General features: G+C 69.9%; 16 protein-coding genes and 1 tRNA gene. 9 read left to right on the top strand and 8 right to left on the bottom strand.

Annotated elements, in window-relative coordinates; genetic code table 11:
* Positions 1-103: 103 nt before the first annotated feature.
* Together CRP55_RS00890 and sp36 are read right to left on the bottom strand one after the other, a co-directional pair.
* On the bottom strand, positions 104-592 hold the full coding sequence (locus tag CRP55_RS00890; RefSeq protein WP_179854967.1) for a RidA family protein: 489 nt from the start codon (positions 590-592) through the stop codon (positions 104-106).
* Entirely contained in the window at positions 589-744 is a 156-nt protein-coding gene (gene sp36, locus CRP55_RS00885) for a Sp36 family protein (protein WP_097317531.1), read from the bottom strand. The genes CRP55_RS00890 and sp36 overlap by 4 nt, the downstream gene beginning before the upstream one ends.
* Positions 745-850: 106 nt before the next feature.
* On the opposite strand from sp36, the gene CRP55_RS00880 reads away from it, so the two are divergent.
* From CRP55_RS00880 to bagB, 3 genes are read left to right on the top strand one after another with little or no spacing between them, the layout of a single operon-like run.
* Positions 851-1,699 (top strand): Rv0361 family membrane protein, encoded by an 849-nt coding sequence (locus tag CRP55_RS00880; RefSeq protein ID WP_179854966.1) that lies wholly within the window; start codon positions 851-853, stop codon positions 1,697-1,699.
* Between the two features lie 24 nt (positions 1,700-1,723).
* A complete protein-coding gene (bagA, locus tag CRP55_RS00875; RefSeq protein WP_097317530.1) occupies positions 1,724-2,677 on the top strand; it encodes an ATPase BagA in 954 nt (317 codons plus the stop codon).
* Between the two features lie 56 nt (positions 2,678-2,733).
* Positions 2,734-3,858 (top strand): ArsA family ATPase, encoded by a 1,125-nt coding sequence (bagB, locus tag CRP55_RS00870; protein ID WP_097317529.1) that lies wholly within the window; start codon positions 2,734-2,736, stop codon positions 3,856-3,858.
* Between the two features lie 13 nt (positions 3,859-3,871).
* Here bagB and CRP55_RS00865 read toward each other — a convergent pair whose 3' ends face one another.
* The gene (locus CRP55_RS00865; protein WP_097317528.1) at positions 3,872-4,174 is read right to left on the bottom strand and encodes a WhiB family transcriptional regulator; all 303 of its coding nucleotides are present in this window, start codon (positions 4,172-4,174) and stop codon (positions 3,872-3,874) included.
* Positions 4,175-4,473: 299 nt separating this feature from the next.
* On the opposite strand from CRP55_RS00865, the gene CRP55_RS00860 reads away from it, so the two are divergent.
* Positions 4,474-6,894, top strand: a complete 2,421-nt coding sequence (locus CRP55_RS00860; RefSeq protein WP_097318649.1) for a transglycosylase domain-containing protein — start codon at positions 4,474-4,476, stop codon at positions 6,892-6,894.
* Between the two features lie 57 nt (positions 6,895-6,951).
* On the top strand, positions 6,952-7,407 hold the full coding sequence (locus CRP55_RS00855) for an AAA family ATPase (RefSeq protein WP_097317527.1): 456 nt from the start codon (positions 6,952-6,954) through the stop codon (positions 7,405-7,407).
* Positions 7,408-7,431: 24 nt separating this feature from the next.
* Here CRP55_RS00855 and CRP55_RS00850 read toward each other — a convergent pair whose 3' ends face one another.
* Positions 7,432-7,632, bottom strand: coding sequence for a DNA-binding protein (locus tag CRP55_RS00850; protein WP_245922719.1), 201 nt, complete (start codon positions 7,630-7,632; stop codon positions 7,432-7,434).
* Between the two features lie 232 nt (positions 7,633-7,864).
* On the opposite strand from CRP55_RS00850, the gene CRP55_RS00845 reads away from it, so the two are divergent.
* Positions 7,865-8,077 (top strand): hypothetical protein, encoded by a 213-nt coding sequence (locus tag CRP55_RS00845; protein WP_097317525.1) that lies wholly within the window; start codon positions 7,865-7,867, stop codon positions 8,075-8,077.
* Between the two features lie 241 nt (positions 8,078-8,318).
* Here the strand turns inward: CRP55_RS00845 and CRP55_RS00840 are convergent.
* Both CRP55_RS00840 and CRP55_RS00835 read right to left on the bottom strand, forming a co-directional pair.
* Positions 8,319-8,395, bottom strand: a tRNA-Pro gene (locus tag CRP55_RS00840).
* A 72-nt stretch (positions 8,396-8,467) separates the two neighbouring features.
* Complete coding sequence (locus CRP55_RS00835) at positions 8,468-9,361, bottom strand: metallophosphoesterase (protein WP_097317524.1); 894 nt, start codon at positions 9,359-9,361, stop codon at positions 8,468-8,470.
* Between the two features lie 25 nt (positions 9,362-9,386).
* On the opposite strand from CRP55_RS00835, the gene CRP55_RS00830 reads away from it, so the two are divergent.
* The 3 genes from CRP55_RS00830 to CRP55_RS00815 all read left to right on the top strand — a co-directional run bounded on the left by CRP55_RS00830 (position 9,387) and on the right by CRP55_RS00815 (position 11,202).
* A complete protein-coding gene (locus tag CRP55_RS00830; protein ID WP_097317523.1) occupies positions 9,387-9,839 on the top strand; it encodes a GatB/YqeY domain-containing protein in 453 nt (150 codons plus the stop codon).
* A gap of 133 nt (positions 9,840-9,972) precedes the next feature.
* A complete protein-coding gene (locus CRP55_RS00825; protein ID WP_179854965.1) occupies positions 9,973-10,185 on the top strand; it encodes a DNA-binding protein in 213 nt (70 codons plus the stop codon).
* Between the two features lie 801 nt (positions 10,186-10,986).
* Positions 10,987-11,202, top strand: a complete 216-nt coding sequence (locus CRP55_RS00815) for a hypothetical protein (RefSeq protein ID WP_097317521.1) — start codon at positions 10,987-10,989, stop codon at positions 11,200-11,202.
* A gap of 13 nt (positions 11,203-11,215) precedes the next feature.
* Here the strand turns inward: CRP55_RS00815 and CRP55_RS00810 are convergent, their stop codons facing one another.
* Positions 11,216-11,515: a hypothetical protein gene (locus CRP55_RS00810; RefSeq protein ID WP_097317520.1), complete on the bottom strand. Its 300-nt coding sequence runs from the start codon at positions 11,513-11,515 to the stop codon at positions 11,216-11,218.
* Positions 11,516-11,617: 102 nt separating this feature from the next.
* Positions 11,618-13,798, bottom strand: coding sequence for a putative bifunctional diguanylate cyclase/phosphodiesterase (locus CRP55_RS00805; protein WP_097317519.1), 2,181 nt, complete (start codon positions 13,796-13,798; stop codon positions 11,618-11,620).
* Between the last annotated feature and the right edge of the window lie 2 nt (positions 13,799-13,800).

Raw genomic sequence — 13,800 nt, 5'->3', positions numbered from 1 at the left:
CATGGGGTGAACGGAGAGGACCGGATGTGCGATCTCAGTGCCCGCTCAGGTTACGGATAGCAACCAGAAAGGCTGAGAGATCACGTTTTGTTAGCCGGTAGTGCTACTCGGCCAACTCGACGATGACCTCGACCTCGACCGGCGCGTTCAGCGGCAGCTCGGACACGCCGACCGCGCTGCGGGCGTGCCGGCCCTGCTCGCCGAAGACGTCACCGAACAGGTTCGAGGCCCCGTTGATGACACCCGGCTGACCAGTGAAACCGGGCGCCGACGCGACGAAGCCGGTCACCTTCACGACCTTGCCGACCCGGCCCAGGCCGACGAGCGACTCGATCGCGGCGAGGGCGTTCAGCGCGCAGAGCCGGGCCAGCTCGGTGCCCTGCTCGGCCGTGACCTCGGCGCCGACCTTCCCCTCGTACGGCAGCTTGCCCTCGACCAGCGGAAGCTGCCCGGAGACGTAGACGTAGTTGCCCGTTTGCACCGCCGGGACGTAGGACGCCAGCGGCGGCACGACCGTCGGCAGGGTCAAACCCAACTCGGCGAGCTTGGCGTACGCGTCCACGCCGCCCTCGCCGGCGATCGGCAGCGTCACGACTTCTCCCGTTTCATGTAGGCCACCAACTGGTCCGGGTTGGGCCCCGGAACGACCTGAACCAGTTCCCAGCCGTCCTCGCCCCAGTTGTCGAGGATCTGCTTGGTCGCGTGGACCAGCAGAGGCACGGTCACGTACTCCCACTTCGGCATGGCTGCCACTCCCCTGATCGTCGGTACCGCGCCCAGCTTAGGGCCCACGATCGTGCCGTTTTGACTAGGCTGAGCAAGCCGGACACGTCACATCACGGAGGGCGACATGACGCACCCGCAGGGCGGTCAGCCGGGGCACCCCGAGCCGTCGCCGGTGCCCACGCCCGACCCCGAGCCGCCGCAGCCCATTCCGCCGGACGAGCCGATTCCGACGCCCGAGCCGCCACACCTCTCTTCTTCCTCTGACTTCATCGACGCGGCTCCCGGCCCCGCCGAGCCGGAGTGGCCGCCGCCCGGCGCCTACGCCGGTGAGGCCGCCTCCCACGAGCAGACCCAGGTCATCCCGGCCGCCGCCGGCTGGCAGGCGCCGCCGCCGACCTCGCCGTGGCACGCCCAGCACGAGGCGCCCGGCGAGTGGCAGACCACCCCGCCCGAGCATCTCGCCTATCAGCACTCCGTGCTGCCCGCCGCGCCACCCGAGCCCATCTGGGCCGGCCCGCCGCAGCAGCCGAGGTCGCGCAAGGGCGCTCTGTGGGTCTCGGTCGCCCTGGCCGGCACGCTGTTGCTCTGCGGCGGCGGCGCCGTCTCGGCGTATTTTCTGCTCCGCGACGCCGACAACCCGGGCTCACCCGACGCGGCGACCGCTGTCGACCGCTTCCTGACCGCCGTCTACAGCCAGCAGGACGCGGCCGCCGCCGACGACCTGGTCTGCCGCGAGGCCCGCGACAAGCAGAAGATCGCCGAGCGGGTCGACGACATCAAGGCGTACGCCGCCGGTTATCAGGAGCCGGTGTTCCGCTGGGCCGAGCCCACCGTGTCCGGCGACGGCGACGACCGCGCCACGGTTGCGGTGCAGGTCACCATGTCGACCGCCGACGAGAAGACCGCCGCCCAGGACCTGCGGTTCACCGTGATCCGCAAGACCGGCTGGCTGGTCTGCGAGGTCACCGGCTGACAGGCCCCCGTTACCGTTGACAGCATGGGCGAGCGAGTGAGCAGGTGGCCGGCGCGGCTGCACGTGGTGACCGGCAAGGGCGGCACGGGCAAGACCAGCGTGGCCGCGGCCCTGGCCCTGGGCCTGGCCGCGGGCGGCAAGCGCACGCTGCTGGTCGAGGTCGAGGGCCGGCAGGGCATCGCCCAGCTCTTCGAGACCGAGCCGCTGCCGTACAAGGAGCTGCGGATCGCCAAGGTCGCGGGCGGCGGCGAGGTGCGTGCGCTGGCCGTCGATCCCGAGGAGGCCCTCCTCGAATATCTCGACATGTTCTACCACCTGGGCGCGGCCGGGCGGGCGCTGCGCAAGGTGGGCGCCATCGACTTCGCCACCACCATCGCCCCGGGCCTGCGTGACGTCCTGCTCACCGGCAAGGTGAAAGAGGCCACCACCCGGTCCCAGGACGGCAAGCGGGCGTACGACGCCGTGGTCCTCGACGCCCCGCCGACCGGCCGCATCGGCCGCTTCCTCAACGTCACCGCCGAGACGGCCAAGCTGGCCAAGGTCGGCCCGATCAAGACCCAGAGCGACAGCGTGGCCGCCCTGCTGCGCTCGCCCATCTCCTCGGTGCACGTCGTGACGCTGCTCGAGGAGATGCCGGTGCAGGAGACGCTCGACGCGGTCGCCGAGCTCAAGGCCCTGCGCATCCCGGTCGGCCGGATCATCCTCAACGCCACCCGCCCCGCCCTGGTGACCGCCGGGCGGGTGACCAAGGCCGAGCTCAAGCGCGGCCTGGCCGAGGCCGGGCTGCCCACCGACGCGGCCACCGTGACCGGCCTGGCCACCGAGGTGAAGGACTACCTCACCCGCCAGGAGCTGGAGGAGACGCTGCGGGCCGAGCTCACCGAGACCGGGCTGCCCCTGGTCGAGCTGCCCCTGCTGCCGCGCGGCGTCGATCAGGCCGGGCTCGACGAGCTGGCCGCGGCCCTGATGCGCGCGTGATGGGGGCCGGGACACAGTCGCCGTCCGCGGGATCAAGTACGGACTACTCTGGAGTAGTGGGTGAGGTGCTGGACGTCGACGGTCTGCTCGCCGATCCGGCCATCCGGATCGTGGTCTGCTGCGGCGCCGGCGGGGTGGGCAAGACGACCACCGCGGCCGCCATCGGCCTGCGGGCGGCCGAGGTGCACGGCCGCCGCACCGTCGTGCTCACCATCGACCCGGCCCGGCGGCTGGCCCAGTCGATGGGCCTCAGCGAGCTCGACAACACGCCCCGCCAGGTCAAGGGCATCGACGGCGAGAACGGCGGCGAGCTGCACGCCATGATGCTCGACATGAAGCGCACCTTCGACGAGGTGGTGCAGCAGCACACCACGCCGCAGCGCGCCGCGGAGATCTTCGCAAACCCGTTCTACCAGGCCATGAGCTCGACCTTCGCCGGCACGCAGGAATACATGGCGATGGAGAAACTGGGCCAGCTGCGGTCGGCCGACGAGTGGGACCTCATCGTGGTCGACACCCCGCCGTCACGCTCGGCCCTCGACTTCCTCGACGCTCCGGCCCGGCTCTCCCGGTTCCTCGACGGCCGCATGCTGCGCATGTTGCTGGCGCCGGCCCGCTCCGGCGGCCGCAGCATGTTCAGCCTGGTCACCGCGTCTTTCGGGCTTTTCTCCCGTACGGTGCAGAAGGTCCTGGGCGCCCAGTTGCTCACTGATCTGTCGGGCTTCGTGGCCGCGCTCGACTCGATGTTCGGCGGCTTCCGGCAGCGCGCCGACGAGACGTACCGCATCCTGCAAGATCCGCAGACCGCGTTCCTGCTGGTCGCGGCCCCGGAGCGGGACGCCGTGCGCGAGGCGGCGTACTTCGCCGAGCGCCTGGTGGCCGAGCGGATGCCGCTGGCCGGGCTGGTGCTCAACCGGATGCACCGTTCCGAGGTGACCGGCCTGCCGGCCGAGGAGAGCGAGGCCGCCGCCGACGAGCTCGACGCCGCCGGCGAGAACCAGCTGACCGCCGGCGCCCTGCGGATCCACGCCAACCTCGTCCGCCAGACCGAGCGTGAGCAGCGCGTGGCCGCCACCTTCACCGACGCTTTCCCGGCCGTTCCGGCGGTGTCGGTCACGGCGCAGCCCGCCGACGTTCATGACGTCGACGGGCTGCGGACGATCGGCGCGCTTCTCGCCTAGCTGGTTTTCCCTGCTAGCGGGTCGGGACCAGCACCTTGTCGGCGCCCTTGTCCTTCATCGCGGCCTCGAACATCTTGCGCCAGCTCGCCACGTGCGGGTGGCGGCGCAGCAGCGCCCGCCTCTCCCGTTCGGTCATTCCTCCCCAGACGCCGAACTCGATCCGGTTGTCCAGGGCATCGGCGAGGCATTCGTAGCGAACCGGGCAGCTGCGGCAGATCCTCTTCGCCACGTTCTGCTCGGCGCCCTGCACGAAAAGCGCGTCAGGGTCGCCACTCTGACACGCGGCCATGCTGGGCCAGTCGCTGATCATCCCCATCTGTAAACGTCCCCCCTAGCGTTACCCCCCTGACGTCCGCGGGGCGTGTGTCCCCCTGAGCCACGCGGACGTCGTGCGATTAGCTCGCCGGACCATCATGCTCTGTAGTTGGGCGATTACGCAACGTTGTCCCTCAAATACGTACAGCCCGGCGCTTCCGGGCAAAGGCCGCGAAGCCTACTTCACAAATGCCCACGAAAGATCCCCCGTTAGGGCAGACTGATTCTCGGCGATCCGTGACTCTCTCGACGTGTGGTCACGTGCGCTCCTCGCGTACCCTGCTTCGGGTGACCTCCTGGATGCGCAGACGCGATCACAACATCTTCGCCAATGCGACCTCGTTGCTGATCTGCGGTTTACTCGCCGGCGTCGTCGTCGCGGCCGCGGCCTTCCCGGCCGCCGCCATGTCCGGACTGGCCGCCAAGGCCGGCGGCGAGACGTTCGCGCAACTGCCCAGCGAGATCAAAGACTTCAGCTCCCCGCAGATCACCCGCATCTACGCCCGCGACGGGCGGACGCAGATCTCGCAGTTCTACGACGAGTTCCGCAGCGATGTCCCGATCAAGGACATCTCGAAGTTCATGCGCGACGCGATCGTGGCCGCCGAGGACCGGGAGTTCTACAACCACAACGGCGTCGACCTCAAGGGCGTCGCCCGCGCGTTCGTCAACAACAGCGGCAAGTCCGAGTCCAAGCAGGGCGCGTCGACCATCACGATGCAGTACGTGCGCCTCTCGCTGGCCTACTCGGCGACCAACCCGCAGGAGGTCGTCGACGCCACCAAGGACACGCCGAAGCGCAAGGTCAACGAGATGAAGTACGCGCTGCAGGTGGAGAAGGAGCTGTCGAAAGACCAGATCCTCGAGCGCTACCTCAACATCGCGCCCTTCGGCAACCAGGCGTACGGCGTCTACGCGGCCAGCCAGGTCTACTTCAACAAGAAGCCCAAGGACCTGACGATCGGCCAGGCGGCCATGCTGGCCGGCATGGTCAAGGCGCCGACCAGCTTCAACCCGACGAGTGCCGAGGGCTACCCGCAGATCCGCGACCGCCGGAACGACTACATCATCCCCGGCATGGTCGAGGCGGGCTCGATCACCCAGGCCCAGGCCGACAAGGCGGTCAAGGAAGCCATCCCGCGCAAGGTCAGGCCGATCAGCAACGGCTGCGTCTCGGTCGCCAACAACAACTGGGGCTTCTTCTGCGACTACTTCTACCGGTGGTGGATGAGCCAGGAGTCGTTCGGAGCGACGACGTACGACCGTGAGCGCCGGCTGAAGAGCGGCGGCTACCGCATCGTCACGACGATGGACGTCAAGGGCACGGCGGACGCCCGCAAGCGCATCTCCGAGCACATCTCGCTCAACAACAAGAACGCTCTGCTGATCTCCGGCATCGAGCCCGGCAACGGCAAGGTCCGCGTCCTGTCGGCCAACCGGCGCTACAAGCTCGACGACCCGTCCAAGCCGCAGAACCCGCTGTCCTCGGACAAGAAGAAGGCGAAGAAGGGCGTACGGGCGACGTACCCGAACACGACCAACCCGCTGCTCTCCGGCGGTGGCGACATCAGCGGCTACCAGGCCGGCTCGGTGTTCAAGATGTTCACGATGGTCGCGGCGCTGGAAAAGGGCTACCCGCTGGCGTACCCGATCAAGGCGGAGAAACGCTACAAGTCGGGCTACATCATCGACTCGGGCAACGACTCGGCCTGCCCCGGCACCCACTTCTGGTGCCCGAGCAACTCCGGTGGCGGCGGCGAGGGCGTCTACAACATGTGGACCGCCTTCGGTAAGTCCATCAACACGTACTTCGTGCCGCTGGAGGAGAGGGTCGGCGCCGAGAACGTGGTCGCCGTGGCCAAGCGGTTCGGCGTGCAGTTCCGGGTCAAGCAGGACGCCGACTTCGCCAACAACGCGGTCTCGGCCAACCAGTGGGGCGCCTTCACCCTGGGTGTGTCGGCGTCGACGCCGCTCGACATGGCCAACGCCTTCGCCGTCCTGCCCGGCGACGGCATGCACTGCGAGCCCACCCCGATCGAGCAGATCACCACGCAGTCCGGCGAGAAACTCGACATCGGCAAGCCGCGCTGCATCCGGGCGACCAGCCCCGACGTCGCCCGGGCCACGCTCGACGCGACCCGCTGCCCGGTCGGCGACTCGGCCCAGCTGGGCAACTGCAACGGCGCCACGGCCCGCGCGGTGAAGTCGACGGTGAAGCACCCGGTCTTCGGCAAGACCGGAACGACCGACAGCGACAAGACGGCGGCCCTGATCGCCGGCACGACGAAGCTGGTCGTGGCGGGCTATCTGGTCAACCCCGACTGGCCCCAGCACACCGACCGGATGAGCCACGACGTGGTCAACCCGGCCGTCTACGAAACGCTGGCCGACTACATGAAGGGCAAGCCGAAGGAGCAGTTCAAGGTCCCCGGCAGCAAGAAGATCGCCGAGGGTGACCAGCGCTCCATCCCCCGCGTCACCTGCCAGTCCATCGACGACGCCAAGGACGAGATCGAGTCGGCCGGCTTCGACGCGGTGGTCGGCAACGACGTCGAGTCCGACTGCCCCAAGGGCACGGCGGCCGGCACCGACCCCGGCGGCCGCACCATCAAGGGCGGCGTTGTCGTCATCGAGGTGAGCAAGGGCAAGGCCGCACAGACCCCTCCGAGCGGCGCCCCGCCGGGCGGCAACAACCCGAAGCCGCCACCGGGCCGCCGCTGACGCCCCACTGAACGGGCGGGACTTCCTCCGGGACGTCCCGCCCGTATCTTTTTGCGCATGCCCCGCGTCCTGGTCACCGGAATGTCCGGCACCGGCAAGTCGACGGCCCTGACCCTGCTGGCCGCCCGCGGCCACCACACCGTCGACACCGACACCGACGAGTGGAGCGAATGGTCCGGCGACGACTGGATCTGGCGCTCCGGCCGCATCACGGAGCTGCTGACCACCACACCCGACGTCTTCGTGGCCGGCTGCAAGTCCAACCAGGGCCGCTTCTACCCACTGTTCGACCACATCGTCCTGCTGAGCGCCCCCGCCGCCGTCCTGCTGGCCCGCGTGGAGACGAGAACAACCAACCCGTACGGTAAAACGCCCGCCGACCGAGCCGAGATCCTCACCAACCTCGCCACTGTCGAGCCCTTGCTCCGAGCCACCGCCACGGCCGAGATCGACGCCACCCAGCCGGCCGCCGAAGTGGCCCGCCGCCTGGAGGCCCTGACCACCATGCGGTGATCAGCCCTTCGCCCGGGCACACCGTCAATCGCGGCGACGGGCGAGCGCCGGCCGGTGCACTCTGATCCAGGCCTCGATGTCGGCGATCCGCCACACCCGCCCCCGAACGAGCTCGTCGTAGGGCTTAGGCCAGTCCGGCCGCAGCGCCAACTGATCCACCCGCTGACGATTGACCCCACCCAGCCGAACCCGGATCTCGGCCACGCCCATCAGATGCCTAGTCATGAAGCCACTTTACAAACGACTACTATAAAAGTCATCGCCGCACGTGTGTCAATCCCGCGTAAGTGGGTCTCGTGGCCGCGACTACATCGAGTGCCACCACCGACCACCCGCCGCACCTCACAGACGCGGTCGAGACCTCACTGGCGGAAAACGAACGCCGAGAGACGATCAACGACGCGGGATCAGACGGTCTGCCGCAACGTAGCCCACTGCGCAGAGAGTGCCCACAGCCATGATCGCGCAGAGCCTGGCCGTATTGTCCGTGCTTTCGATTGCGCTGCGCGCCGTCTTACTCAGCTCCACCACGGCTGCTGAACTCAAGGCACTGGCCACCCGTCAGACTCCCCTCTCGCTGCCCGCGAAGTCTATCGAGCAACGCCGAGGGAAGGCCTTTGCCACCGCAGCGGGCCAGGCAGCGCATGGGATCCTGCCCCTGTCCGGGTGAGACCCAAAGGAACCGCTTGACGGCTCACTCGCGCGTTCACGACCGGCAGCTGCAACAGGTGCGGCGTGCGGTTGACGACCTGGTCGGAGCCGTGTCTCGGTCTGCGGGGTTCGCAGGTGAACGTCCTCGACAGGCTGCTGCCCGCGCTGTGAGCGCGCCACGGCCCGGAATCTTCCCTGAGATGGTGTCCGAAATGAATCAGGCCCGGTAACCGTTTCCGGTTACCGGGCCTGCAACTACTTGGTCGGGGTGGCCGGATTTGAACCGACGGCCTCTTCGTCCCGAACGAAGCGCGCTACCAAGCTGCGCCACACCCCGAGCTGCCAGGAAATACTATCCGACGCCTCGCCGGACGCGAAATCGGTATCCCCTGAAGCGTAAAACCGCAGGTCAGCGCGGTATGAGAGTGAGCAGTGAGGCCTCGGGGCGGCAGGCGAAGCGGATCGGGGCGGTCGGGTGGGTGCCCAGGCCGGCCGAAACGTGGAGCCAGGCGTCGGAGCCGGGCCAGCGGTGCAGGCCCTTCGCCATCGAGGTGGGCAGGTCGCAGTTGGTGGTGAGCGCGCCGTAGAACGGGACGCACACCTGACCGCCGTGCGTGTGCCCGGCCAGCAGCAGCTCGAAGCCGTCGGCGGCCATGGCGTCCAGGACGCGCGAGGCGGGGGTGTGGGTGACGCCCAGGTGCAGATCGGCGCCGGTGGAGATCGGGCCGGCCACGGACGGGTAGTCGTCGCGGTCGACGTGCGGGTCGTCGACGCCGGCCAGCTCGATCGAGCGGCCGCCCGCCTTCTGGACCGTACGGGCGTTGTTGAGGTCGGCCCAGCCCGCGTCGACCAGGGCCGCCCGCAGGTCCTCGGTGGGCAGGTCGACGCCCTGGACGTATTCGCGCTCCGGCATCAGATATTCGAGCGGGTTCTTCCACCGGGGGCCGCGGTAGTCGTTGGAGCCGAAGACGAACGCGCCCGGCACCTCCAGCAGCGGGTCGAGCGCTCGCAGCACACCGGGAACAGCGGCGGGGTCCGCCATGTTGTCGCCGGTGACGATCACCAAGTCGGGGTCGGTGCCGCCCAGCGCGGCCACCCACGCCTGCTTGCGTCGCTGGTCGGGCATCATGTGCAGGTCCGAGAGGTGCAGGATCCGCAGCGGCTCGGCGTCCGGTTCGAGCACCGGCACGTCGAAGCGCCGCAGCGTGAACAGGTTGCGTTCGACCAGCGAGGCATAGGCGAAGGTCGCGGCGCCCGCGGCGGCCACCCCCGCGCCCAGGGCGATAAAGGAGCGCTTACGCATGACCGAAAGAGTAGTTTCTCCGTCCATGGGAACGCTGAAGGACCGCCTGAACGATGACCTGCACGCCGCGATGAAGGGCCGCGACGAGCTGACCACCTCCACGCTGCGCATGGCGCTGGCCGCCGTCCGCAACGCCGAGGTCGCCGGCACCGAGGCCCGATCCCTCACCGACGACGAGGTCCTCGCGGTCCTGACCCGGGAGACCAAGAAGCGCCGCGAGGCGGCCACCGCGTTCGCTGACGCGGGCCGGGCCGAGCAGGCGTCCAAGGAGCGTTCCGAGGGTGAGGTGCTGGAGCGCTACCTGCCGAAACAGCTCACCGACGACGAGATCGCGAGCCTGGTCCGCGACGCCTTGGCGGCCGGCGGCTTCAGCGGTAAGGCCCAGATGGGCCCGGCGATGAAGGCCGCGCAGGCCGCCGTCGCGGGCCGGGCCGAGGGCGGCCGGGTCGCGGCGGAGGTCCGGCGTCAGCTGGGCTAGACCCATTGAGGTGTACGCATGGAGGGGCCCCACCACGGGGCCCCTTCCGTGTTTCCCGGCGTGCCCTTGGTCACTTCGAGGTTGGCACGGACCCGGGCATGACATCTGCGGTAGTCGTTTGTAAAGTGGCTCCATGACTAGGCACTTGATGGGGATAGCGGAGATACGGGCCCGGATGGGCGGCATCACCCGCCAGCGCGTCTATCAGCTGGCTCTCCGCCCGGACTGGCCGAAGCCCTACGACGAGCTCGTCCAGGGCCGGGTCTGGCGCATCGCCGACATCGAGGCCTGGATAACGGCGAACCGTCCAGCGTTGGCCGGACCTCGGGCCGGCCGCGGGGATTGACGGCCCCATCCGAGCGGGCGTTTCACCAGGGCGTGCAGGAGCCGGCCTCGAGTCGGTGCCTCGGCCACGCTGCTGCCTGAGCGAGGTCAGGGTCACGTGGGCCGACGGCGCGATGGAGATCCCTACGATCGGGACGACCATCGCGGTCGGTGACTGAAGCGGGCGGTGGCGGGTCTCAAGTCGGCGCGTGAGGAGCCGATCGGTTCCGGGTAACGCCGACACCCGGGAGACGAAGTCGATGACCTGCTCCAACTGTGGCTCGACGGCCATTCAGCCGAACGGCTACTGCGCCACCTGCGGCCGGCCCGCTGCCGCACCACAGGCGGGGTGGGCCGCGCCCGACCCGACCGCGGGATACAACTACGGGCCGCCGGTCGGCCAGTACGCGCCGGGAGGAGACTCGCCGCCCTACACGCCGCCCGCTGCGGACCCGCCGCCATACGCGCCACCAGCCGCTGACCTACCGCCGCCATACGCGCCGCCCGCCGCTGATCCTCCGCCGCCATACGCGCCGCCCGGCGCTAGCCTGCCGCCGCCGTACGCGCCGTCTGGCGGTGCGCTGCCGCCGCCTGGCGGTGACTGCCGCCGCCGCCTGGCGGTGCACTGCCGCCGCCGCCTGGCGGTGCGCTGCCGCCGCCGGTTGCCGGGCCGCCGATGGGGGCGCCGCCGCCGGGGGCTCCGTATGCGCCGGCGGGGCACCAGCCGGGTGGAGCGCCGTATGTCAATGCCGCTCAGCCGCCCTACGGAATGCCGCAGAACGGGCCCTATGGGGCTCCGCCGCCTTACAACCCCTATCCGCCCATGCCGCCCAAGGCGGCCGGCAACAACTTCAGCATTGCCGCGTTCGTGCTGGCAGGGGTCGGGTTTCTTCTCATTCCGCTGCTAGGCGTTCTTGGGGTGGTCTTCGGCGCGGTGGCTCTGCGGCGCGGGGAGCGGCTCGGCAAGCTGGGCCTCATCATCGCCGTCGTGGGCACTGTGCTCGGTTTTGTGGCCAGCGCCGTCGTCCGTCTTCTTTGAACGGGTAACCCCGTTAGAGCGCGAGCTGCGGCCGGACCGGCACCGCGGTGACCGCCGGGCCCACGCTGCGGCCCGGCAGTTGCTGCTGGGGGACCGCGTAGGGGCCGAGCATCGACTCGATGGCGGGTGCGATGGCCGGGCGGTCGTTGAGCTGGATGAGCCGGGCGGCGCGGGCCAGCGAACCGGTCTCGCCGTCGCGGAAGCCCTCGCGGTAGCCCTTCTCGTAGCGCTCGCCGCGGCCGAGGGCTCGGCCGAGGGCGAAGCACGTGGAGCCGGCCAGGGCGAGCAGGAAGAGCAGCGCGAAGGGTGTCACCGTTATTTTCCTTCCGGGGCTTATGTACTAATTAGCCGAAAAGTACCCCTCAAGGATCCCGCATGCGGTAGAGCGGTGATCAAGTACGCCAACGGGTGAAGATCAACCCAGTACGGCGATCGATGCGCGCAGCAGTTTGGCCGGCACCTCGGCCGCGTCAGTCGGGCGGCACAGGTGGTAACCCTGTCCATATCCGCAGCCCAGGCGCCTCAGGGCGGCGAGCTGGGCGGCGTTCTCGATGCCCTCGGCCACCACCCGCAGGCCCAGGATCTGCGCAAGTTCCACGATCGTGCGCACCAGGGCCAGATCCTCGCCGGTGAGTTCGGCCCGCGCGATGAAGGCCCGGTCGATCTTGAGTTCGTCGACCGGGAGCTCGCGCAGGTAGGCCAGCGACGAATACCCCGTACCGAAATCGTCGATGGAAAGCTGCACCCCCAGCCCGCGCAACTGATGCAGGGCCGCCTTGCCCAGGTCGGGCTCGCTCATCAGCACCGACTCGGTCAGCTCCAGAGTCACCGCGCTCGACGGCAGGCCGGCGATGGCCAGCGCCTTCATCACGTTGTCGGCGAAGCGCGGATGGACCAGCTGATGGCCCGACACGTTGACGTTGAGCCCCAGGTCGGGGAAGTCGCGCCGCCAGCGGGCGACCTGCACCGCGCTCGTCTCCAGGGCCCACTGGCCGATGTCGATGATCAGCCCGAACTCCTCGGCGATCGGGATGAAGTCGACCGGCGAGACGAACCCGCGGGTCGGGCTGTACCAGCGGATCAGCGCCTCGGCGCCGACCGGCTTGCCGTCCGCGAGCCGGATCAGCGGCTGATATTGCAGGCGGAACTCGCCGTCGCGCAGCGCCCGCTGGAGGTCGCCGCGCAGGCTGAGGTGATCGAGCGCCTCGGCGTGCATGTACGGCTGGTAGGCCAGCACCCGGCCCGGTCCGTCCTTCTTCGCCCGGTACATCGCCACGTCCGCGTTGTGCAGCAGCTCCTCCGGCTTCAGGGCCGCCTCGCGGGAGACCGCGACCCCGACGCTGGCCCCGATGAAGATCTCGCGGCCGGCCACCCGGAACGGCTCCTTGACCGCGGCCACGATCCGCTCGCCGATCAGCGTCGCCGTCTCCACCGGCGAGTCGTGCAGCAGCGCCGCGAACTCGTCGCCGCCGAGCCGGGCGATCGTGTCGCTCGCCCGCACGCAGCCGCGCAGCCGGCGGGCCACCAGCGCGAGCAGCTGGTCGCCGGCCTCGTGGCCAAGGCTGTCGTTCACCGCCTTGAACCGGTCCAGGTCGACGAAGAGCACGCTGGTCGGGTCCTCCTCGGTCGCCCGCGAGGCCAGCACCCGGTGGAGGATGGTCAGGAACAGCGCCCGGTTGGGCAGGCCGGTGACCGGGTCGTGGTGGGCCTCGCGGACCGCCTCGACCGTGCGGGCGTCGGTCAGGGCCAGGCTCACCTGCTGGGCGAACGCGGCCAGCTGGTCGCGCCGCTCGGTGTTCTCGTCGGTCACCCCGCAGAGCAGGGCCACCAGGCAGCCGGCCATCTCGCCGGTGACCCGCACCGGGGCGGCGATCATCTGGCCGCGCGCGTCGGCCCGGACGAGAGCCGATCCTCCCGCCATGGCCGCCCGGGCCAGGCCCTCCGGCGGTGTCACGCCGCCACCCGAGGTCGAGGCGATCGTGAGCCGGCGCTCCTGGCCGCCCTCGGCCAGCAGCAACGTCACCGTGGCCCCGCCCAGCAGATCGGCCGCGCCGCCGGTCACCGCGTCCAGGATCTCCGGGAGCGGCCGCCGGGCCGAGATCCCCCGCTGGATCGTCAGCAGCGTCTCCACGAGCCGCTGACGGGTCTGCGCGGAGGTCGCCTGTCGCTCCTTCTCGGCGCGCAGGTGCCGTTCCGCGGCCAGCACCCGGATGCTGCGCAGCGCCAGGCCCAGCACCTGGCCCATGCCCTGCAGCATCTGCCGCTCCTCGGGCGCGAACGGCTCGGCCAGCCGGGCCACCACGAGCGCCTCGCCGGCCTGGTCGCCCAGCGGGTTCGCGACCGCGTGCAGCTCACCCACGTTCGGCACGACGAGCATCGGCTGACCGGCGGCGACCTCCAGGACGCCCGCTTCCGGCACAACCCTTCCGAAGCCGTACGCACCGTGCACGCCACCCTCGCGCACGACGGCGCCCACCTCGGCGTCGACCATCTCGGCGGCCCGCTCGACCGCGTTCGCGATGGCCGACGTCTCGTCCTCGGCCGCGTTGACCGCGGTGAAGTATTCGGTGAGCTGATGCGTCGACCAGGCCAGCATGG

The sequence above is a fragment of the Paractinoplanes atraurantiacus genome, from assembly GCF_900215205.1.
GTDB lineage: Bacteria > Actinomycetota > Actinomycetes > Mycobacteriales > Micromonosporaceae > Actinoplanes > Actinoplanes atraurantiacus.
This window is presented reverse-complemented; position numbering and strand designations above follow the sequence as displayed.